Source organism: Pollutimonas rozaliensis (assembly GCF_048751585.1).
In the GTDB taxonomy this organism is placed as follows: Bacteria; Pseudomonadota; Gammaproteobacteria; order Burkholderiales; family Burkholderiaceae_B.
In genome coordinates this window covers 88,648-110,460 of record NZ_JAZHOB010000008.1, presented here as the reverse complement: position 1 = coordinate 110,460, position 21,813 = coordinate 88,648, and the positions used below count along the sequence as shown (strand labels likewise).

General features: G+C 60.2%; 22 protein-coding genes. 13 read left to right on the top strand and 9 right to left on the bottom strand.

All coding sequences use genetic code 11. The annotated features are described in order from the left end of the window. Window positions 1–105: 105 nt before the first annotated feature. From V0R37_RS15795 to gapS6a, 7 genes are all read right to left on the bottom strand, one after another. Window positions 106–1,293: a JmjC domain-containing protein gene (locus V0R37_RS15795; RefSeq protein ID WP_420375413.1), complete on the bottom strand. Its 1,188-nt coding sequence runs from the start codon at window positions 1,291–1,293 to the stop codon at window positions 106–108. Continuing rightward, entirely contained in the window at window positions 1,290–3,908 is a 2,619-nt protein-coding gene (gene mutS / locus V0R37_RS15790) for a DNA mismatch repair protein MutS (RefSeq protein WP_420375412.1), read from the bottom strand. Before mutS ends, V0R37_RS15795 begins: the two co-directional genes overlap by 4 nt. Window positions 3,909–3,913: 5 nt before the next feature. Then, window positions 3,914–5,179: a tyrosine-type recombinase/integrase gene (locus V0R37_RS15785; RefSeq protein WP_118994193.1), complete on the bottom strand. Its 1,266-nt coding sequence runs from the start codon at window positions 5,177–5,179 to the stop codon at window positions 3,914–3,916. Window positions 5,180–5,202: 23 nt separating this feature from the next. Then, the gene (locus V0R37_RS15780) at window positions 5,203–5,427 is read right to left on the bottom strand and encodes a helix-turn-helix domain-containing protein (protein ID WP_118994194.1); all 225 of its coding nucleotides are present in this window, start codon (window positions 5,425–5,427) and stop codon (window positions 5,203–5,205) included. A 123-nt stretch (window positions 5,428–5,550) separates the two neighbouring features. Then, window positions 5,551–5,754: an excisionase family protein gene (gene xisR / locus V0R37_RS15775; protein WP_118994195.1), complete on the bottom strand. Its 204-nt coding sequence runs from the start codon at window positions 5,752–5,754 to the stop codon at window positions 5,551–5,553. A gap of 298 nt (window positions 5,755–6,052) precedes the next feature. Beyond that, complete coding sequence (gene gapS6b / locus V0R37_RS15770) at window positions 6,053–9,367, bottom strand: GapS6b family protein (protein WP_118994196.1); 3,315 nt, start codon at window positions 9,365–9,367, stop codon at window positions 6,053–6,055. Between the two features lie 22 nt (window positions 9,368–9,389). After that, a complete protein-coding gene (gapS6a, locus tag V0R37_RS15765; protein WP_254499649.1) occupies window positions 9,390–9,731 on the bottom strand; it encodes a GapS6a family protein in 342 nt (113 codons plus the stop codon). A 707-nt stretch (window positions 9,732–10,438) separates the two neighbouring features. Here gapS6a and V0R37_RS15760 point away from each other — a divergent pair. The 5 genes from V0R37_RS15760 (at window position 10,439) to V0R37_RS15740 (ending at window position 15,578) form a co-directional block, all read left to right on the top strand. Continuing rightward, window positions 10,439–11,263, top strand: coding sequence for a DUF932 domain-containing protein (locus V0R37_RS15760; protein ID WP_118994198.1), 825 nt, complete (start codon window positions 10,439–10,441; stop codon window positions 11,261–11,263). A gap of 81 nt (window positions 11,264–11,344) precedes the next feature. Continuing rightward, complete coding sequence (locus V0R37_RS15755) at window positions 11,345–13,378, top strand: ParB/RepB/Spo0J family partition protein (RefSeq protein WP_118994199.1); 2,034 nt, start codon at window positions 11,345–11,347, stop codon at window positions 13,376–13,378. 718 nt (window positions 13,379–14,096) lie between these two features. Next, window positions 14,097–14,624, top strand: a complete 528-nt coding sequence (locus tag V0R37_RS15750; protein WP_164878371.1) for a JAB domain-containing protein — start codon at window positions 14,097–14,099, stop codon at window positions 14,622–14,624. A gap of 78 nt (window positions 14,625–14,702) precedes the next feature. Beyond that, window positions 14,703–15,038, top strand: a complete 336-nt coding sequence (locus V0R37_RS15745; protein WP_128354956.1) for a hypothetical protein — start codon at window positions 14,703–14,705, stop codon at window positions 15,036–15,038. A 225-nt stretch (window positions 15,039–15,263) separates the two neighbouring features. After that, window positions 15,264–15,578 (top strand): DUF736 domain-containing protein, encoded by a 315-nt coding sequence (locus V0R37_RS15740; protein WP_254499648.1) that lies wholly within the window; start codon window positions 15,264–15,266, stop codon window positions 15,576–15,578. A gap of 71 nt (window positions 15,579–15,649) precedes the next feature. Here the strand turns inward: V0R37_RS15740 and V0R37_RS15735 are convergent, their stop codons facing one another. Continuing rightward, window positions 15,650–15,946 carry a helix-turn-helix domain-containing protein gene (locus V0R37_RS15735; protein WP_254499647.1) on the bottom strand — a complete coding sequence of 99 codons (297 nt, stop codon included), beginning with the start codon at window positions 15,944–15,946 and terminating at the stop codon, window positions 15,650–15,652. Window positions 15,947–16,210: 264 nt separating this feature from the next. On the opposite strand from V0R37_RS15735, the gene V0R37_RS15730 reads away from it, so the two are divergent. The 4 genes from V0R37_RS15730 to V0R37_RS15715 all read left to right on the top strand — a co-directional run bounded on the left by V0R37_RS15730 (window position 16,211) and on the right by V0R37_RS15715 (window position 18,993). After that, window positions 16,211–16,561, top strand: coding sequence for a DUF2958 domain-containing protein (locus tag V0R37_RS15730; RefSeq protein WP_118994203.1), 351 nt, complete (start codon window positions 16,211–16,213; stop codon window positions 16,559–16,561). A gap of 370 nt (window positions 16,562–16,931) precedes the next feature. After that, the gene (locus tag V0R37_RS15725; RefSeq protein WP_420375411.1) at window positions 16,932–17,738 is read left to right on the top strand and encodes a DUF2285 domain-containing protein; all 807 of its coding nucleotides are present in this window, start codon (window positions 16,932–16,934) and stop codon (window positions 17,736–17,738) included. Between the two features lie 83 nt (window positions 17,739–17,821). Beyond that, window positions 17,822–18,106, top strand: a complete 285-nt coding sequence (locus tag V0R37_RS15720; RefSeq protein ID WP_118994205.1) for a helix-turn-helix transcriptional regulator — start codon at window positions 17,822–17,824, stop codon at window positions 18,104–18,106. Window positions 18,107–18,132: 26 nt separating this feature from the next. After that, complete coding sequence (locus V0R37_RS15715; RefSeq protein ID WP_118994356.1) at window positions 18,133–18,993, top strand: replication initiator protein A; 861 nt, start codon at window positions 18,133–18,135, stop codon at window positions 18,991–18,993. Between the two features lie 174 nt (window positions 18,994–19,167). Here V0R37_RS15715 and V0R37_RS15710 read toward each other — a convergent pair whose 3' ends face one another. Continuing rightward, complete coding sequence (locus V0R37_RS15710; protein ID WP_164878370.1) at window positions 19,168–19,308, bottom strand: hypothetical protein; 141 nt, start codon at window positions 19,306–19,308, stop codon at window positions 19,168–19,170. On the opposite strand from V0R37_RS15710, the gene parA reads away from it, so the two are divergent. Genes parA through V0R37_RS15690 form a run of 4 tightly spaced genes read left to right on the top strand, consistent with a single transcriptional unit; the run spans window position 19,307 to window position 21,364 of the window. Next, window positions 19,307–19,945 (top strand): ParA family partition ATPase, encoded by a 639-nt coding sequence (gene parA / locus V0R37_RS15705; RefSeq protein ID WP_254499645.1) that lies wholly within the window; start codon window positions 19,307–19,309, stop codon window positions 19,943–19,945. The genes V0R37_RS15710 and parA overlap by 2 nt on opposite strands. Beyond that, a complete protein-coding gene (locus V0R37_RS15700) occupies window positions 19,942–20,226 on the top strand; it encodes a chromosome partitioning protein ParB (RefSeq protein WP_254499644.1) in 285 nt (94 codons plus the stop codon). The genes parA and V0R37_RS15700 overlap by 4 nt, the downstream gene beginning before the upstream one ends. After that, window positions 20,223–20,768: a DUF2840 domain-containing protein gene (locus V0R37_RS15695; RefSeq protein WP_118994207.1), complete on the top strand. Its 546-nt coding sequence runs from the start codon at window positions 20,223–20,225 to the stop codon at window positions 20,766–20,768. The genes V0R37_RS15700 and V0R37_RS15695 overlap by 4 nt, the downstream gene beginning before the upstream one ends. Continuing rightward, entirely contained in the window at window positions 20,765–21,364 is a 600-nt protein-coding gene (locus V0R37_RS15690; protein ID WP_118994208.1) for a S26 family signal peptidase, read from the top strand. Before V0R37_RS15695 ends, V0R37_RS15690 begins: the two co-directional genes overlap by 4 nt. The last annotated feature ends 449 nt before the right edge of the window (window positions 21,365–21,813 follow it).

Below are 21,813 nucleotides of genomic sequence, written 5' to 3'. Positions count from 1 at the left end.
TATAAGTTTATGCGCGCCGGTATTTATATGCTTTTGCGCATGTAATGCCCGGGGCGCGGGCGGTGTGCACGGGCCCTGCCTGCAAAGTCCCAGGGCAAGCAGGCCTCAGCCGGCGCCAAGATGCAGCCAGCCCTCGTGCAGCCATTCGGTCAGCATGCTCCGCTCATCCGCATTCAGTTTGCGGGCCAAAGCGTGGCCGCATGGAAGCTTGCGTTTGTCGGCCAGATGCCGCAGCGCCGCTGTCGCGGGCAGCGCGGCCACCTCGCCGTTTATGAACAGCTGTCGGCCGCGGTACATCAGGCGCGTGCAGCGATCCAGGACGAGCTCGCCGTCCGGCGGCATTCCATCGCCAAGATCAGTGTCCTCGTTGCCGGGTTCGAAATAGGCATTGGATGGCGGTTCGGTCAGCCATTGGCCAAGAAAGCGCTCGGCCAGCGCTTCGTTGAATTTTATTTTTTCGATGGCTTTGAGCGATGCATCGATCAGCGCTTGAGGAAGCGCGGCGGGATGCGCTGTTGCCGGCGTGCCGGCATCCTTGAACGTGGCCGACAGTGCCGGTCCCCGGATCACGGGATTGGCATACAGCCCGCCCGTATCGCCCAGGTTGGCCATGATCTGGTCGTTGGCTGCTTCCAGCATGCCGCAGGCCAGAGTGGCCATAGTCGGCGCGCGAAAGCCGATCGATATGGTCATGCAATCGCCCTCGGCCACGCCATCGTGGGCGGCATGCGGCGGCAAGTACAGCATGTCGCCGGGCTCCAGCAGGTATTCTTGCTGGGGCTGGAAGTGCTTGAGGATCTTCAGGGGCAGCCCGGCTTCAAGGGTCAGGTCTTCTTGCAGGCTGACGCGCCAGCGCCGTTTGCCGTGCGCCTGAAGCAGGAATACATCGTAGCTGTCGAAGTGCGGCCCCACGCCGCCGCCGTCGGTGGCGATACTGATCATGGCGTCGTCCAGCCGGGCATCCGATATGAAACGGAAGCGGTGCACCAGCGCGGCTGTGGCATCATCATGCAGATCCACGCTCTGCGCCAGCAGGGTCCAGTTCGGCCGGTTGGCCGGCGGCAGTCGCGAGAACGGTCCGCTTTTCATGTTCCAGCCTTCGGTATCGCGCCAGATCAGGCGCGATTCGACCTCTTCACGCCCGACCAGCTTGCGGATGTCGGCAATGGACAGCGACGGCTTGAAGCCGGGGATGGCCTGGCGTATCAGCAAGGGCTTGCGCTGCCAATAATCCCGCATGAATTGCTGCGGGGTCAGGCCGCCTAAAAGATCCAATGGCTGGTCGATGTTCATAGATGCTCGTTGCGCAGTCGATACAGGATATCCAGCGCTTCGCGCGGACTGAGTTGATCGGGGTCGATGGCTTCCAGCGCCGATTTAAGCGCAAGGGCGGCTCCGTCGCCATCCTGGCCGGCAGGCTCCTCGGAGCCGTCGCCGGCGCTGAACAGGTCCAACTGCGGCGTGGGCGCGCCTTGCGCCTCCAGACGCGACAGTTCGCGGCTGGCATGGCGAATGACGGCCGGCGGTATGCCGGCGCGCTGTGCGACCTGGATGCCGTAGCTGCGGCTGGCCGGGCCGGGCCGGACCTCGTGCAGGAATACGATGCCCGACGACGATTCGGCGGCGGCCAAATGTACGTTGGCCGCATTCGCCGCCTCGGCGGGCAGGCGGGTGATTTCAAAATAGTGGGTGGCGAACAGGGTAAGGGCCTGATTGTGCGTCAATAGCCTGTGCGCAATCGACCAGGCCAGCGCCAGCCCGTCGTAGGTGGATGTGCCCCGGCCTATCTCATCCATCAGGACCAGGCTTTGCGGGGTGCTGGCCGACAGGATCGCCGCGGCTTCGGTCATTTCCATCATGAAGGTGGATCGCCCGCCCGCCAGGTCGTCGGCTGCGCCGATACGGGTGAAGATGCGGTCGATGCGGCCGATGCGCGCCTTGCGCGCCGGCACGAAGCTGCCCATCCTGGCCAGCAGGGCGATCAAGGCTATCTGCCGCATATAGGTCGACTTGCCGCCCATATTGGGCCCGGTTATGAGCAGCATGCGGCATTGCGGACCCAGTTCGCAGTCATTGGGCGTGAACTGTTCGATGGTGTGCTCGACCACGGGGTGCCGTCCGGCCTCGATGGCGATTTCGTTGCCTTCGGAAAGCTCGGGGGCGGTCCAATCGTTCAACTGCGCATGCTCGGCTAGGGCGGCCAGCGCATCGATCTCGGCGAGTGCCGCAGCGCATTGCGACAAGGTCGGGGCATAAGCCGACAGTTCATCCAGCAGGTTCTCGAACAGCCATTTTTCGCGGCTCAGGCTGCGGTCCTTGGCCGACAACACCTTGTCTTCCCAGGTTTTCAGTTCCGGCGTGATGTAGCGCTCTGCATTCTTCAGCGTTTGGCGCCGGCGGTAATCGACAGGCACCTTGTCGGCCTGGGCGCGGGAAACTTCTATGTAGAAGCCATGCACGCGGTTGAATTCCACGCGCAGGGTGGTGATGCCGGTGCGTTCGCGTTCGCGCGCCTCCAGTTCGAGCAGGAATTCGCCGCTGTCGCTGGCCAGCCGCCGCAGTTCGTCCAGCTCGGCATCGTAGCCCGCGGCGATCACGCCGCCTTCGCGTATCAGCAGCGCGGGCTCGGGGTCGATGGCGCTTTGCAGCAACGCGCCGATCTCGGGTGGAATATTGATGCTGCGTATGAATGCGGCCAGCCGAGGCTGGGCGCTGAACGCCGCGTCAAGATGACGGGCGACCGTGGGCAGCAGGCCCAGCGCTTCGCGCAGGCTGGCCAGTTCGCGCGGACGCACCGAGCGAAGGGCGATACGGGTGGCAATGCGTTCCAGGTCGGGATAGCGGTCCAGCATCTGGCGCAGCGTGTCCAAGAGAGCCTGGGCATCCAGCGCATCCTTCACCGGCGGGGCCGACAGGAAGGCGGCGATGACATGCTGCCGTTCCAGCGCGGGCGGATTGCCCTGCAGCGGATGGTGCAGCCAACGGCGCAGCAAGCGGCTGCCCATGGGCGTTGCGCAGTGGTCCAGCGTGGAAAACAGCGTGGGGCTTTCCTCGCCGCTGATGGTTTCCGTCAGCTCAAGGTTCTTGCGGGTGACGGGATCCAGCACCACATACTCGCCCGCGTGATCGACGCGTATCGCCTGAATGTGGGACAGCGACTGGGTCTGGGTGCGGCTTACATAGCGCAGCAGGGCGCCGGCGGCGCAGGTGGCCACGGGCAAGTCCGCCAAGCCGAAGCTGGCCAGCGAATCAACGGAAAAATGCCGTTGCAGGACATCGCGAGCCCCATCGGCCTCGAAGTGCCAATCCGGAATGGCGCTTACGGCAATGCCGCCATTGGTTTGCAGCCGGGCGCCTTCCGCGCAGACCAGTTCGGCCGGGCCGATGCGATGCAGCTCGGTATCGAGCATGTCCGGCGCGCATTCGCTTACCCTGAATTCGCCGTTGGCCAGGTTCATCCAGGCCAGTCCGGCGCGTTCGGCCCGGTTGGCACGGGCCGTCCATACGGCAGCTATCATGCGGTCGGCCTTGGCCGGCAACAGGGCTTCGTCGGTCAGCGTGCCGGGGGTTACGATGCGGACGATCTTGCGCTCGACCGGTCCCTTGCTGGCGGCCGGATCGCCGATCTGTTCGCAGATCGCCACCGATTCCCCCAGGGCCACCAGGCGGGCCAGATAGCCCTCCATGGCATGGAAGGGGACGCCGGCCATGGGAATGGGCGCGCCGTTGGACGTGCCGCGCTTGGTCAGCGTAAGGTTGAGCAGGCGGGCGCCGCGCTCGGCGTCGCCATAGAACATTTCGTAGAAATCCCCCATGCGATAGAACAGCAGATGCGAGCCGGCCTCGGCTTTCAAGCGCAGGTATTGCTGCATCATGGGGGTGTGCGAAGATAAATCGGTTTTATTCATACAAATCAAATAGTTACTGTTTCTTCGCGGTTTTCTTGGGACAAATTTGGGACAATTTGACGCATGTTTTGCATGCTCTCCCAGATACGTTCCAGCTCGCTGGGAGACTCTGAATCTATCCAGCGCGCGTACACTTGCACGAGCATGGAGTAATCATTGTGGCCCATCTGATTGGCGATAAAGGCCAAGTTTCCGCGAGCCGTCAGATTCCAGCATGCGTAGGTGTGCCGCGTCTGATAGGGTGGGCGTGGGCGAATCTCCGCCCGTCGGACCAGGTTGCTCCATTTGGTATTCCAGGCGCTGGGCACAAAGAATTCGTTGACTTCCTTCCTGCGTGCTTGAGTTTTGGGCGACAGGAGAACGCGCACGCGGTCGGTACGCGATTCATGGCGGTTTAGCCAGACTTGCAGATCAGCGGGCTTGCGATGTTTGGCGTCCTCGATAAGCACCCGCAGTGCCTCACGGGCGGGCGGGAACAGCAAGACGGTGCGTTCCTTGTTTGTCTTGGGAACCTTGAACGTCATGGATTGGGTCACTGACCGGCGTACCGTAATCTTGCTCAGGTCGGTGGCCACGTCCTCCAAAGCCAATGCCAGCAGTTCGCCGGGGCGTAGTCCGGTATAGACCGCCAACGTGACTGCCGCCCGGTCAATCGGGTGTATGCAGCCTTTATCAATGAGCAACTGATACTCCTCGAAGCTCAACGGGTCGGGGTCTTTGTGGCTTTTGGTGAAGCGGGTGCAATGCTTGGCCAGATCCTTGCAGTATCCGTTGTCTTCGCACCAGTACAGGAAGCCGGAGAAGGTTGCGAGGTAGTGGTTGACGGTAGAGACCGCGCGGGTGGCGATCAGATCGACTCGCAACTGCTGGATGTCGGCGGGCTTGAGCGCGTCGACTTGGCGGTCGCGGCCGATCGTCTCCAGGCAGACGTTTAGCGCGTTCTCGTAGCGTGACTGTGTTTCCGGTGTGATGTCGACCGCCTTGAGCGGCTTGTAGCGGTCGCACAGGTCGACCAGGCGCTTGCTGGTTTGGGCAGTGCTTTCCGCTGGGCGCGTGTGCGGAAACATTTCTGCTTCGTTGTAGGTGCCGGTGCGCAACGCATACAGAGCCGCACTGCGCAGACGCGCGGCGTGCTTGAGGTTTGCTTTGGTGGGGTCAAGTCCAAGCGTATGCCGATGGCGCACGCCCTGGTGCATGAAGTCCACGCGGATCGATTTGCCGTGTATCCAGATGCCGGGGAAGCCGGTCTTCGCTACTGCTTCGACTGCCATCACGATGCTCCTGCTGCTTATGCTTACTCCGCCTTCGTTTGCTCGTTCAAGGGCCATTGGCCGGTCTTGAGCATGAAAAGCTCGAAAAGACCGGGAGGCATGGAACGGTCGCCCGCCTCCCAACGCTGCCATGCGCGCAGCGATACCCGCACAATTTGCGCGGCTTCCGTTTGAGTAAGGCCAGCTACGATGCGGGCATCACGAATGGTGGCGACCGGCGGGCTTTGCTGCTTCGTCGATTCAGACATAGACAAGAATGGTGGAAACCTGCGCGTTTGCAGCTAATCCCCGAATTATATACGACCATTGGTCGTATTGCAAGAATTGCCATTCCCAACAGGTGACGGATGCTTATGCCTTCTAAACGTCACTCAGAAGGATCTGGCGTGCGCTGTGCTTTCCACCCATCGTTCGAACTCTGCAAGGTTCAAAAAGATACGGCCATCCGGCGCTTTGCGCCAGATGCGACCTTCCAGCCAAATTCCGCCTTTAACCTTGTGGCGCACCGCGTTCTCGCTGTAGCCAGTGACTTCGGCAAACCGCTTGACGAGTACCCATCGGCTTGGATTGCTCACGGCGTTCTCCCTGTGTTGTCGGTGCCACAATGCAACCGAACCAGCATGGGGAAATTGTTGCCGGGGTTTGTTATTGGGGAAACTTGTGTGGGCGTAGTTGAGCGTAGGCGGGTGTGTGGGGTGGCCTCGGGGTATGTCGTCTCACCGATAGGCCTGGAGCCAGGAGCAGTCGCGTTCGCGGGGATGCGCCCGCCCGTGCTTCAAGTCATGGTTATCCGGCATGACACCTTCGGTCAGTCTGGTTGAGTCGGGTCTGCGCGTTACGTTTGCTAAAAACAAACAGTGTGTGCAGATTTTTTCATGGTTCGGATTCAAATGATTGAAAATATTCAGCAATAATTTTTAAAGACATGAAATGCCCTTCAGCAAAGCTTAAAAATTTTCGACAAATATGCTCCCAAAGGGCGTGGTGCGTCCCTGTTCTGAAGAGCATGTACTTCATAACCTTTGCTAGTCGAAGTTCCGTGTAGCCCTTGCCAAATGAGAGATATAGGCTGAGTCCGTGATTAAATACATGATCGGTGAAAATCTGCCAAGGTGTGTAGCGTGGCCATAGAGTTCTGAGATCTCCGCCAAAGGTATAGCGACTGGACAGATGAACAAAAATCAAATGGAGCAACAGCTCGGATTCCCCTTCATCTGAAAAAATTTGGCGACCGTGATTTTTTATCAGTTGGAACAGAATGAAACTAGCCAACGGATTTGGTGTTTGTGCTAGCGAATGGAGATTTTGGGCAGTGAATGCCAGTGGAAGGGCGCCAACAGAGTAAAGTAAAAAGCCGTGTCGCAGACTCTCAAAGTCGAACTCTTCTTTTGACACAGCCCGAAGAACTATAGCGGCTACATTTGCCGTAGGACTCTTGTTGGCGTGGTGTAAAGCAGAAAAAGCCCCATCCATACAAAACCAAGGAATGTTATTGGCCATGGAAAGCTGAATGGCATCGTAGACGGTAGCGTCTATCCCTTCCTTGATTGAAAAAACCTCAAGATTTGCATCATGAGCCATCGGATAGGCTACAGATGAATTGTCCAGCACTAATTGCAGCGTCTCTACTATGTGTGCGCTATTTTCGCGAATATCCGATGCCGTGGTTCGAACAAGTCTTCCACTATCCGTCACACCTAAGAGCATGAACTTTTCATCGGAGATCTCATTGATGAACTGTGTCAGCTTCTCTTTGGTGGCTGCGGGTAAAATAAATGAAATGCCAGCATCTAGTACTGCGCGGACTAGGTTTGTAGTTGCTAAGTAGCCAATGCCGTAAGCGTCAAGCACAATGGCATTAGGGCTAGCCTCACCTTGATTCCATAGGGGTGATTTGGGAATCCGGACGTCAGGCCAGCAATTCAAAGCGCTTTTAAAAGCATCGTTTGGATAGAGCGCATGACCACGAATATATAACGGTAAGGCATCAACCTCTTCCAGTTGCTTGCGACGCTCAGCATCTGAATTTTGGCCGAGTTTTTTCTCTAAATAGGGTACTAACTCAGCAGGGTCAGATGGCATCTGCATCATGACGAAGCAATCGCTGCCATCGTTGTGGATATGTCGCAGTCTTAATGCAAGACGTAAACACCCCACGTAAGGGGGCAGGCGGTCTATCACCCTGTAAGTAGCCATTCCCAAATTGGCGCTTTCGCCTTTCGGCAGATCTTGCAGCAGCCTCCCCAAGTGGCTGGAGGACCTCAATGTGTATTCACCGGAGTTTTGGTCGTCCTCAACGATCAGCCGAGTCTGAATATTTCCTTCCTGCTCATACTCAATGGCAACTGCGCACTGCTCTAATGTAGCCGAGACATCTAAGTCTAAGTCGGTCATGAGGCCTGTGCCAAAGTGGAAATTTACCAAGTCGACGGCTCGGTCTCTGGGGGATTGGATGAACCAATCCACCCACAGCGGCTCTACGCGTTTGAAGTTCCCGGCTCGGGTAAGAAACCCAAGAATGGCCATGACCTCGGGAATCGGAGATTGCAGCACAGCATCAGGTATCCTCTGATGAAAAAGCTGTTGCTCGGCTAAACTCTGATGGCGCGCTCGAAGGTGGCAGCCCTGATACCATGCATATGCCATATCAGGTGCATACTCGACCATGAGATCACTAAATTTCAGTGCAGATGTGATATCCCCCATTCGTTCGGCTTTCATCGCACTGAGGTTTAAGATCATTACAGACTTTTCTGCATCTTTGATTTTGTCGATCACCTTCTCGAATGTTTCGTACTGCTCCGCTTCAAGTAAGCATCTCAGATAGGCTACGACGAACTGAGACGGCCATAACGTGTCATCGGGTATGAGACGGGAGGTGAACTCGATTGCCTTATTAGGTAGTTTGCTGGCGGATAGCTTTTCTGCCAATTCAAATACCACTTCCGGCATCAAGGTCGTTATGTCGTTCCCCCATCGCGAAATGAAACGATCCGCGTGCTGGGCCAATTCCTGTCTCTGCCGTGCACTATGGTTATCTTCATCGTGCTTAAGGGCGTGGACTAACAGTCGAACGTAAGCTTCCTCCATTTCAGAGGCGTCATTTAGTATATGCTCACGACCCACCCATTCTTCGAGCTCGGGTGGTGTTGCCAGTCGAAGGAAGGGCATTATGTCGCTGATTGGGTGACTATTCGCTGCAAGGAACTGGTTGCACCAGGCAGTGCGCTTTTGAGGATTTTCAGTTGCCGCTTTCAGCTCCCTCTGTGATTCGTTCAGCGCGGTCTCGTCACCTAAAGCAGCCTTGCACATCGCAATAGAAGCAGATCGAGTGGGATCAAGATTCGGAAGGTGCTTTTTCAGCGTTTTGAATAAGCTGAGTGGTGCGTAGCCCTGATAAGCGTTGAAAATGGAGCAGGCCAGTTCCTGGACGCGTATATCGGTGCCTTCCGATTGCTCGAATAGCTGAGCAGTGTGGTCAGCCAGATCGTCCAGCCCTTCCTTCACTGCAGGCCGGTTCAACCAAAAGTGACATTTAGCAAGATCAGGGTTGAACTTCATGCCTGTTGCGATGGTAAGAAGCACCTTGGAGTTGTAGGAGGGAAACCACGTATCCAAGTGCTTGGCCATTCGCAGCATCAGATCTGTTAGTTGCAGTCGGGCGGCACCCTCAACGATCCCAGTCAGTTCTGCCTCTGTGGGGTTTCCTTTTCCCGCTGCCTCCAGGTACTCCTTGTCTGCGTACAAACGTAGATACGTCTCTTGGGAGTACGGTCCGGGAGGCGATTTTCCTTCAAAAAGGTCTCTCGCCGCCTGTTCGCGATCAGTACCACTTGACAACTTCAGGAGCGCCGCTAAGCACATGTCCTTAACCACATGATTGCTTGCGGTCGAGATGATCTTCGCAACGGTTTTCCAGGCGTCATCGTGATCTTGAGCTTCAACCAGTCCGCTATAGATTGAAATGACCTCTACCAAGGCGGCAGCTTCAGGGTCTCGCTGGGCCATGGCTTTGAGCATGACCATCTGGGTTTTGGCCGTAGCATTATCCTTTTTTCGAAGGCTTTCGAGCACCAAATCCATTGGAGGAATCAGATCAGCCGGAGCCAGCGATTTGATCTGGACCATGATCTTATCGCCAGCCACGTTATCACCAACACCGGTGTGGCTCTGCTCAATTGTGCTCACGTATGCGGTTCCTGATTATTGATCACTGGGTGATTTTGTTGCCTGCTACATTGTCGCCACTGCTGTTGTGAGTTTGAGTGACGGTATTGATTGTGGATGGCGTAGCTATGGCAGCCTTTGCGTTGATTTCTTGAAGTAGGGTGAGTAATTGCGAGGAATTTTCTAGGCGGCGATTAATGGCTAGCTCACTTAACTCGTCGTTGATATTGAGTTTCGCAAGTTCGGTGGCCAAAGCATCAGCAACCACCTCGTCTTTAATCCAGCTACCTAAACGACTCTTTAGAATATCGCCGCTTAATTGAGCGCCGCGTTTCAATACGTCGTAAATCGTGCTTGCGATGACTCCGGTAGTAATGAAATCCATTCTAGATATTCCTTTGGTGTGAGAAAGGTGGTTTTTACGGCAGCTATCTGGGGAACATGGTGTAGGCTACAGCCGAACGAATGACTGGATGGCAATATGTGCCCGACCAGCATTGCCACTTCTTGTCGTCTCTTGCCACGAAAGGCAGTGGCGCCCCTCAAGAATGTATCAAAAATGAACAGGGCGGTGTTGTCGCTGTTGAAGTTCATCACCTAATCAAACCATAGCGTCTGCGCTTCGCGCACCACGCTGCTCCAGGTTCGCTCCCGCTCATCCCTGACGGGACTGCCTATCGCCAGCCTTCCACATCCCTGACGCCTACGGCCCGGCTTCCCCGCTTCGGGCCTGCGCGCTTCGCTTGCCTGCGGGCGACACCAAAGACCTGGCCGTTGCCTGCTCAACCATCTTTCCTGACTTCATCACCTTGTCCGCGACTGTAGCCCGTGGCCGCGTGCCGTCAAGGCGCGCCAGGCCGTGTCCTCGGCTGCGCCTGCGGGCCGCACCCTCCTGACGCTTCTTTCCTTGACGGCCCCCGTTCGTGGGCTCCTGACCGTCGCGGGCGACGAACTCAGGAAAGACGGTGGCAACGAGGCCAACCGGGTTCTTCGTGCCGACCGCACAACAACAGCTCAAAAGCGTTGGGCTTCCGAATCTTGGAATCCGGTGTGCGGTGAACAGCAAACCCTTTCTTTGTCAGGAGAAATCCCATGCTTGCATCCCGCTTCGCTCCCCATTCCCCCGTGCTTCGCAGCGACCGCCCACTATCGGACGATCAGATCAGGGCGGTGGTGCCGTCCATCTATGCCGATGCTCCACACGAAAGCCGTTCAGAACGCTACAGCTACATCCCCACGGCGGCAGTGCTGACGGAGCTACGGAAAGAAGGTTTTGAACCCTTCATGGTGACGCAGACCCGGGTACGTAACGAAGACCGGCGCGAACACACCAAACACATGATTCGCCTGCGCCATGCCAATCAGGTGAATGACAGCATTGCCAATGAAATCATTCTTTTGAACTCGCACGATGGCACGAGCAGCTATCAGATGCTGGCGGGCGCGTTCAGATTTGTTTGCGCCAATGGGCTGGTGTGCGGCGACACCGTCGCCGATGTTCGCATCCCGCATAAAGGCGACATTACCGGGCAGGTCATCGAAGGTGCTTATGAAGTGCTAGACGGTTTCGAGCGGGTACAGGAATCCCGCGAAGCCATGCAGGCGATCACGCTGGACGCGGGAGAAGCCGAGGTTCTCGCACGCGCAGCACTGGCCCTGAAGTACGACGACCCCGACAAACCTGCACCTATCACCGAAAGCCAGATTCTGATGCCGCGCCGGTATGACGACCGCCGCCCCGATCTGTGGATGACCTTCAACCGCCTGCAAGAAAACCTCACCAAAGGCGGTTTGCGTGGCCGCAGCGCCAACGGTCGCCGCCAAAGCACCCGAGCGGTGCAGGGCATTGATTCCGACATTCGCCTGAACCGTTCCCTGTGGCTGTTGGCCGAGGGTATGCGCCAGTTGAAAGCCTGATTCCCCTACGCGGCAGGGGCAGGCAGCCACCCTTGCCGCGCTTTTCATGGCTGCAATGCAAAACCTCAAGGAGTGTTCACCATGAACGCGATCAACCACACCGAAGCCCAAGCTATCGACACCGCTACGCCCGAAGCCGCCGCCCCGGCGCAAAACCTGATTCTCGTACCGCTGTCGCAGCTTCGCGTTTCAAAGCGCAACGTGCGCAAGTCCAAGACCGCAGGCCAGTCGATTGATGCGCTGGCGGAAAGCATCGCCCGCGTGGGGCTGCTGCAAAACCTCACCGTCATCGCCGCCGTCAATGGCGAGCATTACGAGGTCGTGGCCGGTGGCCGCAGGCTGGCGGCGCTCAAGCTGCTGGCGAAAAAGCGCCGCATCGCCAAGGATTGGGAGGTTCCATGCCTGCTGGTGCCGGACGCCAGCGCCCGCACCGTGAGCCTGACCGAAAACGTGCAGCGTGAGGCCATGCACCCGGCAGACCAGTTTGAAGCGTTTGCGGCACTGGTCAAGGAAGGCCGACCCATTGAAGACATTGCGGCGGATTTCAGCGTCACCCCGCTGGTGGTGCAGCGCCGCTTGAAACTGGCGAACGTCTCGCCGCGCCTGCTGGCCGATTACCGCGCCGATGCCGTGAACCTTGATCAGTTGATGGCCCTTGCCATCACAGACGATCATGCGGCACAAGACGCCGCGTTTTATGACGCGCCCGAATGGCAGCGCAGCCCCCATGCCTTGCGTGATCGGTTGACCGAGCGAGAAATTGACGCAGGCCATGCGCTGGTGCGCTTCGTCGGACTGGACGCCTACGAAGCCGCAGGCGGCGGCATTCGTCGTGATTTGTTCGCGCAGGACGATAGTGGCGTGTATGTCACCGACGCGGCACTGTTGGAAACGCTGGTGCGCCAAAAGCTGGACGACCACGCGGCCACAGTGAAGGCGGAGGGGTGGGCTTGGGTGGATGCCACGCCCTTTGCCACCTATGCCGACCTGCAAGCCTTCCAGCGAGCCCCACGTGAGCGGCGCAATCCCACCAAGCGGGAGGCCGAGCGCATGGAGCGGTTGGAAACCAAGATGCAGGCCACTGGTGCAGCGATTGATGCGGCATTGAGCGATGATGACGAGGAAAAAGCCGATGCCTTGCAGGAGCAGGGCGACAGCTTGGGCGAACAATTGCAGGCGCTGGAAGATCGCTTGCTGGATTACGCCCCGAACGTGAAAGCCGCCGCAGGGGCCATTGTTACCCTTGATCGGCAAGGGGAAATTGTGGTGTATCGCGGTCTGATGCGTGAAGCCGAAGCGAAGGCGCTGCGCACTTTGGAGCGGCTGCGCCAAGGCTTCGGCGGTGAGGATGACGTTAACGGCGAAGGCGAGGATGACGAACAGCCCAAGGCCGCTTCCATGACCGACCGGCTGGCGCAGCGCTTGAGCGCCCACCGCACCGCTGCGCTGCAAATCGAACTGGCCCGGAATCCACAAGCTGCCCTGGCCGCTGTGGTGCATGGCATGGTGCAGACGGTTTTGCAGCGTGATCGCTATCATCGCGACGGCTTGCCACTGGAAATACGCTTGACCGTGCAAGACCGGCTGGAAAGCATGGCCCCGGACTGGCCGGAATCTCCCGCCGCCGTGGCGCTGGCAGAATTGCAAAAGGTCTTGAGCGAAGGCTTGCCGCAGGACAGCGCCGACCTGTTCACCGTCTTGCTGGCAACGCCGCAAGATGCACTGGTGCGGCTGCTGGCAGTATGCGCGGCGGCAACGGTGGACATCATCACCCCCCGCGCTACCGCACAGCAACCGGGTGCGGAGCTCGCGCAGGCCGTGGGGCTGGACATGGCGGCATGGTGGCAGCCGACCGCCGAAGGCTACTTCAAGCACATTTCCAAGGCCGTGATTCTGGATGCCGTGGGCGAGTTCGCGCCTGATCAGGTGTCGCGGCTGGCGAAGCTGAAAAAGGCCGATATTGCCAGCGAAGCCGAACGGCTGGTGGCCGGTATGGGATGGATGCCCGCCATCTTCCGGGTGGCAGCCTCGCAGGACATGGCGGCAGACGAAGATGGTGAAACCGTCGAGGATGCCGATACGCTGAATGATGCGGTGAATGCCGTCGCCGCATAACCCTGACGAGCAACCAGCGCCCCGGTTTCAGCCGGGGCGCTGGCGGTTCATGGGTTTATTTCGCACCGTCCACAATGTCTCCCCGTCATTGTGGACGGTGGGCAAAATCCGGACGCGGCATCGCCGCGCCCGGTGATAACAGCCAAAGCGAAAAGCCAAATCAGCCGTTCGCCGCCCACCGGGCCAGCGGCGACCGGAGCCTATGACACAAGCGCGCCTGGGGGCGGGCGGCCATCGCTGCGCTGGACAAATAGCAGCCCATCCAGGCGCAAGGCACGGAATGACAAGGGCTGTCATAAAGTCTTCATCTCTTATGCACAGGCTTGCTCACAGAATCTGTGGATAAATCCGTGCGTGTCGGCGCACGCGCCGCCGGGCTGTCGGGCAGCGCCCCATGCCGGCTTTGCCGTCACGGCCATTCGGCTTCCATCCCTCACGCCTTCGCGTCGGGGGGCGCTGCGCACTGCGCGTGCACGTTGCGCGACCCGCAACGATTAAAGTCTGGCTGCGTTGCACGCAGAGGATTCCAACGCAAAACCCAGTGACACGGTGGGGGCTGTTTTACTCCCGGTCATTGTGTCATGTCGTTCTTATTTTCAAGGGCGGCGCGTCGCCGTGGGCGCCGCTTGCGGCCGCTGGCCGTCTTTGACCCTTGAAACCTGCGCTGCGCCATGCCTTCGGGTTCCGGGCAATCCCGCCCTGAACACTGGAGAGCATCATGAACAACACCATCGCCGCACTGAGCTATGACAACATGGACGAGACATACGCTCTGTATGTACGCAGTCCCAGCGGCCGCTACAAGCTGGCCAGCGACGAGCAGATTCTGGCGGCGGGCCGCACGGCTGCGGAAAGCCTGGTTTCCCAATCGTCGCCGGTCGATCAGCCGACCAAGGTGAAGCAGTTTTTTCAGGCCAAGCTGGCCGGGCTGGGACACGAATGCGCCGCCTTCCTGTATCTAGACTCACGTTTCAAGCCGATTCGCTATATCGAGCAGGGGTCGGGCACGTTGAGTCAGGCCAGCGTCTATCCCCGCGAGATCGTTAAGACGGCGCTGCGTCTGAACGCAGCCGCGCTCATCATGGCGCATAACCATCCGTCGGGTTCAACCGAGCCAAGCATGGCGGATCTGAACCTGACCAAACATCTGAAAAACGCGCTGGCGATGGTAGACGTACGGCTTCTCGATCATGTCCTCGTGACGGCGGCAAGCACAACCTCACTGGCAGAGCGGGGGCAACTGTAAAGCTCCGACAACAGCACAGGGCGCGTTATACCCTGTGCTGTTGTCAGATAGGCAGCCTCAAGTGCTTTCGGTTTTTATATGGCGCCCCGCCAAACCGCGGCGCGGGTCACGCTACGCCTGGGCTTGCTGGCGCAGGTTGCACGCAAGCGTGCCGTCCTCGATGCTGGCGGTTGTTTGTCTGGACATCAGGAGGGGCGGTTCACCGACACGCTGCCCGGTCTGGCTTATGGAGCTTCCACACCGCGTTTTCGACGACAGCGCCGCCACTTGCGGCGGGTGCGTTTTCACCCCACATTGGGAGCCTGGTTCTTGCCCGCATCAGGGCGCTTGCCGGTCAAGCCTGTATGCGGAGAAACCGAGTTCGCCACCTCTCTTTGCAGGACGGTCGGCCTGTACGTCCTTGTCTTGTCGTGAATCCTGGCGGGGGACGGCAAGCCTTCGGGCTTATTGGTCGCAACCGTCCAGCACAAACAATTTCCCCGCCGCCGCGGGCGGCTTCCTCGCGGGACAAATTCTTTGTGCTTCCCGGCCCTTCACGTTGTTACGGCCGCTGGCGCGGTGCGGCCCGCCCACCCCCGCCGACCGGATCACAACAAGGACGCACTGGCGCGACCTTGATTTCCTGAAAGGAGAATCATCATGGCCAACATCGGCACCTTCACCGCAGACAAAGACGGCTACACCGGCACCCTGCGCACCCTGACGCTCAACGTCAAGGTCAAGCTGGTTGCCAACGACAAGGGCGAAAACGACAAAGCCCCCGACTTCCGCTTGCAGGCGGCGAGTCATGACATCGGCGCGGCGTGGAAGAAAACCAGCGAGGCCGGGCGGGAATACCTGTCCGTCACCCTGGACGACCCCACGTTCCCGTCCACTGTCTACGCCCGCCTGATCGAAGGCGAGGACGGCACGCATGATCTGCTGTGGTCGCGCAGCAAGCCGCAGGCGGCTTAAATCACTACGCCCCGCCTTTTTGGTGGGGCGCATCCACTCAAAGGCCTATGGCGGCGCGGCCGCCCCAGACCTTATTCTGAGACCTTGCCTTCGGCAAGCTGGGCTTCCGTGCGGGTCATGAGCACGGCCGTGCTGCATTCGAGCGCGCCGGCGATCTTGAAGATAATGGCCAGGGTGGGCGCGTGTTCGCCGCGCTCGATCTTGCCCAGGTGGGAGCGTTCAACATTGGCGAGGTTCGCCAGCATTTCCTGGGCGATGCCGCGCTCGGTGCGCAGCGCACGCACCGCTGTGCCGAAGGCTTGCGCCAGTTCGGCATCATAGGTGGTGGCGCCGGGTGGCCGACCGCGCTGTATGGGACGCTTTTGCATAGACACAAGCGTCGTTTGGCGGCACAATTAAAACCACGTTATCTTTAACTCATTCATCCAGATTTCAGCTTTTTCTTGTGTAATGACGCAAACCCGTCAAGGTGGATTCCTTTTAAAGCGCAGATGCGCAAGCGTGCTTTTCAGGGCTTGCGCACAATCGGCATTACGATTGCCCGCTTTTACGGATTCGAGACAAACCGCTTTCGGGTCTTCGCACAAATGCACAAAGGCAGATCAGCGGTTTTACGTTTTGGCAGAGCACACGTGAACCTTTCACTCATCACCGACGACGAACGCGCACAACTGCTCGCTCACGGGCAGGCCCGCGCTGCGGGCCAGCGTATCGACCCGCCGCCGGTCGTGCGGCTTTTCACGCCGGACGCGCATGCGACCTGGCTGCTGACCGCACTCGATCCGGCTGATGGCGACACGGCGTATGGGCTGATCGACCTGGGGATAGGCATGCCGGCGCTGGGCACTGTGCAGCTTTCCGCCTTGGCCTCCATCGTCGGCCCACGCAAGCAGCCCGTGATGCGCGACCGCTATTTCCAGGCGGTGCGCCCGCTCTCGGAATACGTGCGCCTGGCGCAAGAAAACGGTTCGATCACGGATTAACAGGCAGTCGCAATACGAGCCGCGCAGCCCATCTCATCCAGGCGCATTGTGACTATTTCAGTCATGTTCAAGACCGTGACGGTCTGAATCATGAGTCTTGCATGAATACGCGACGGCCCAGACTTAAATAGTCATGATCTTCTGCGCGAAATGCGGCAGGGTCATGGATGCTGCTTGCTGATTCTTCAGCGGTGCCATCATCGCATTCTGATCACTGGTGCAATGGTTAAGACGCAATCGGACTTGATGTTTTTAGTTTCATTTTATGCGATTGGTAGTTAAATCTTAACGTATTGAAACTGGCTTGTGTTTATTGGCTCGTGTTTATTTTCCGATGGTGCTGCCCCGCTGAGTCAAAGGGGGTTGCGTCATGGCCGATTCGCTCGCCAAGCACTGGCATCCGGTTGCCGCGTATCTCTACATCCTGCACTTGGATGGCCCGGCGCTGGCCTGGGAATATCTGCGCCGCCATCCTGATTACCGGCAAGATTGGCTGCGCCATTCCCAGCAGCCGGAAGCCGCGCAGCCCACGGCGCAGCGCTGGGGCTTGCGCCTGCTGGAAGACCCCGCCCTGGATGCGCGTGACGCACATCCGATCTGGTTCCCTAATTCTCATGGCGTTCATCTTTACCCGGACGCCGACCCCATGCCGGGTGCCACGCTATTCACGCTCTGGCGCATCCTCGGTGACAAATCCCTGATTCACGACGGTGTACGCCTGGTGCTGCGGGTGCGTTGGCCGGGTAGCTGCCTGCGGCTGGCGGTGGCCCCTGGCGTGGCAGACGGCATGGCCTACGTCTATGCCGTGCGCGCCGGCGCCGATCTTCTTGCGCACGCGCAAGCGCTCACGCTGGAAATGAACAATCTGGCTCTGGTCAACGACGCCGTTCCCATTGCCGTGGTGCGGCCCCGGCCCGCCTTGTCGGCCTTGCAGGAACTGCACACCTTGCAAGCGCTCGACGCGACCCTGGCGGGTGCGTCCTTGCGCGACATCGCCGAAGGGCTGTTTGGCTCCAAGGCGGTGGCCCGCGACTGGCATGCCGATGGCGCTATGCGCGCTCGCATGCGCCGCCTGGTTCGGCGAGGCGATGCGCTGATGCGCGGCGGCTACCGCCGCCTGGCACAGTTGCCCGAGCCTGTACAGGGACGATCTTCATCCCCTGCAAAACGTCCCTGAGCAAGTCGCCCGGCTTTGTTGAGACTGTCTCCATCCGGCAGCACTGGCGCCGCCGGCTCTACCGACCGATGGAGGTTCATCTCATGCGACCCGCTCCCTTACGGCCCGCCGCCGCACCCATTGCCACGCCCGCGCAGCCCCAACGCTACTTGACCAACGACGAAGCCGCCCAGTACCTGCGCCTGTCGCCGCGCACGCTGGAAAAGCAGCGCGTGATCGGCGGCGGGCCGACGTTTCGTAAATTCGGCCGGCGCGTCATGTATGCGGTGGCCGATCTGGACGCCTGGGCCGATGCGCGCAGCTACGAGGCGACATCCGACCCGGAATACGCCGAGCGCCATGAGGGTGATTATCGTGACGGTCGCTGAGCGTTCGGGTGCGGGCGGCCATCGCCATGTCCAGTCCTTCGCAGTCATCACGGCTGCGACCCCCGCCGCAGCGCGAACAACTGGCGTTGTTCCGCGCACTACCGGGCGAGGACATGGCGCCGCGCGATGCTCAGGATTTGATGGCCTATCCCTTCTTCTCGTTGGCGAAGTCGCGGCGCGTTGCGCCCATCGACTTTCACAGCGGGAACGTCACCATCCGCGTGGAGGGTACACAGGAACACGGTATTGCCACGATCTGGGATGCCGACATTCTGATCTGGGCCGCCAGTCAGATCGTGCAAGCCCGCGATGCGGGCATCCGCAGCTCACGGTTGATGCAGGTGCGTCCCTACGAGATCCTGCGCTTCATTGGGCGCGGTACGTCCTTGCGCGACTACCAGCGCCTGAAAGCCGCCCTCGACCGGCTGCAATCGACCAGCGTGGCCACATCCATCCGCGAAACCACGGGGCGGCGGCTGCACCGCTTCTCGTGGATCAACGAATGGAAGGAGCTGGCCGATGCCGATGGCAAGCCGCTGGGCATCGAACTGATTTTGCCGGACTGGTTCTATGCCGGGGTGATGGATGCGGCCCTGGTGCTGACCATCGACCCGGCATACTTCCGCCTGACGGGCGGCATCGAACGCTGGCTGTACCGCCTGGTGCGCAAGCACGGCGGCAAGCAGCCGGACGGCTGGCAATTCGACTTCCGGCACCTGTACCGCAAATCGGGCAGCGTAGCGCGCTTCTACGACTTTGCCGCCGACTTGCGCGCCTTGGTTGCGCGCCAATCGCTGCCGGGCTACGTCCTGGGCATCGAACTCGTACCGGAGGACAAAACCGAACTGCTCACGTTCCGGCCCGTGCCGCCCACGGCACGGGGATAAATCTGTGGGTAAGTTGTGAATATCCTGTGGATAGTGTCGTGCTATCAGGCAACGGAACACTCGTGCTATCAGGCAACACATCCTCGTGCTATCAGGCAACAAAAATGGCCGCAACCCGGCGCCATTGCTGGCTTTGCGCGCCCCTTAACTTACCTAACTTAACTACTCTAACTTTTAATAGAGAAGCGCCATATCGGTGGGCAGCTTCCAAAAACCAACAATCGGGACGGTCTGAACAGCAAAATCAGCCGAAGCACCATGCCCGTCTGGCAAGGCAAAAACAGACAGGCATTCCAGGTGGGAGGGCTGCGCCATGATTATTGCCTTGCTCAACCAGAAAGGGGGCGCCGGCAAGACCACACTCGCCACCCACATCGCTGGAGAACTCGCGCTGCGCGGTCAGCAGGTCATCCTGCTGGACGCCGACCCGCAGGGTTCCTCACTGGACTGGACGCAGCGCAGAAGTCAGCAAGGTTTGCCAAGGCTGTTCAGCGCCGTGGGCCTTGCTCGCGAAACACTGCATCAGGAAGCGCCGGAGCTGGCCAGACGGGCCGATCATGTCGTGATCGACGGGCCGCCACGCATCGCCGCCCTGGCGCGCTCCGCGCTGCTGGCGGCCGACTACGTGCTGATTCCCGTTCAGCCCAGCCCTTACGACTTGTGGGCCAGCGCCGAGATGGTGGCGCTGATCCGCGAGGCCCAGGTGTTCCGGCCCGCCTTGCAAGCGGCCTTTGTCATCAATCGACGGGTCAGCACCACGGTGATCGGGCGCGAAGCGCGCCAGGCGCTCGCCGACCAGCCGCTGCCGACGCTGCGCGCCGAGGTTCGGCAAAGAATTGTCTTTGCCGACAGCGTGGCCGCTGGGCGGCTGGCACGCGAAACGGCGCCTGATGGTGCGGCGGCGCGTGAAATCACCGCGCTGGTCGATGAACTGCTGCGGTGGCCGACATGACAGCGAAGCCGCCACCGAACAGCAAACGTCCGGCCAAACGCGTCGGAATCGGCGCGCGTCCGCCCGCGAATCCGCACGCCGAGGCCTGGATTCGTCAGGGTGAGGCCAGCGCACTGAACAAGGGCGACTGCTACACCGCCCGCCTGACGCTGGACATCACCCCCGCCATGCGGGCGCGCATCAAGGTGTCGGCCTTCACGCAAGGCCTGACCGTGGCCGACCTGCTGCGCGGTCTGCTGGAGCGCGAGTTTCCAGAACATCGCAAAGAGGACACGCCATGAATACATCCGCTTCGCCTGCTTTTGGCGCGGCGACGGCGGCATCGCTGCCGCTATCCGCCACGCTTGCCAACCAAGCCAACAGCGTGCCGCTGACGCGGGTGGCGCTCGCCACGATCGAACCGCATTTCAATCTCTATCTGCGTTTTGGCGAACCGGCACACATGATCCGGCTGGATCGCTGGCGGCGCTGGGCGGTGTTTATGCCGGGCGTGATGTTCTGCCGCGTCCGCTGGCAGGCCAACGATTACGGCACGGTACGCTGGCAGCTCATGGTAATGCAGGCTTGCACACCGTTGGACGCGGCGCAGCGCATTCCCGGCGTGCAGCCCGGTGCGCGTTTGCTGCTGAACGTCGAAGGTAATCATCCAGTTCGTTCTGTGCTGGAGCGCATTGACGCCATCGAGGCGCTGGGCATCGTGCCCGCCGCTACATCGCCAGCGTACTGGCGCACGCTGGGCAACCGTTTGGCGGCCCGCCTGGCGTTGCCCGAATACACCATTGAGCGGCACACTGCCTGGCTGGCTGGGAGGGCGCTGTCATGACCCCCGATTCCACCACCGCCCGCACACCCGAAGTCGCGCCGTTTCCTCGCTCACGCGTGCGCGCTCGCATCGTCCTGGCGGGCTTCGCCGCCGTTGGCCTCGCGGCGCTCGCCTGGGCGACGTTCGTGCAGCCGCTACCGCGCCTGATCTACAACCCGTCCAGCAGCGTTCCGGCCGGCTGGTATCGCGTCAAACCATTCCAACATCAGTCCGGTTCGCTGCCCCGTCGGCTGGAAGTGGGCAGTATTGTTCTGACTCGATTGCCTGCTGACGCCGCCGTACTGGCCGCGCAGCGCGGCTACCTGCCCGCACATATCCCGCTGCTCAAACGTGTGGGCGCCGTCGCGCCGCAGCACGTCTGCATTATCGACGGTCAGGTGCGTATCGACGGCGTGCCGGTGGCCGCCGCACTGCCTGCCGACCGGCTAGGCCGGCCGCTGCCCTTCTGGCCGCATTGCCGACCACTCCTTGAGAGCGAACTGTTCCTGCTGAGCGCCACACATCCGGCGTCGTTCGACAGCCGTTATTTCGGCCCGGTCAGCGCATCCGGCGTGATTGGCGTCGCGCATCCGATCTGGCTGGAGACACATCCATGATGGCCGCCGATTCGCTGCACGTTGCCGTGCATCTCATCGTGCCATCGGGCATGCTGTTCCGGCTGCTGCCGCCGTGTCGTCGCGCGTGCAGCACGGGCGCATTCGCGCCGCGCCTCGCGCAACATCCGGCGCAGCCGTCCAACGAGCAGGCGTCTTGCCTCGAACGCGCCCGGCCTGCGGCCATTGGCGCGTTCGCCGGCGGGCTGGCTGTCGGCAGCACAGCGCTGCCGGACCGCCGACGCCCGGAGCGAAAGCGACAGGCAAAGGCGGAAGGCAAGACAAAAGGGGGCGGCACACAGCCGCCCGCAAAGCCAGTCTGCACGTGGGGGTGGCGCGGCACGACGCGGCGTTGCCGTCGTGCCGCTGGGGGCGCAAGGCTCGCGCCAAGAGAGGGCTTGCCGCGTGCTTCACACGACCGGCTACGCCGCAGCTTCAGTCAGAACTTACAG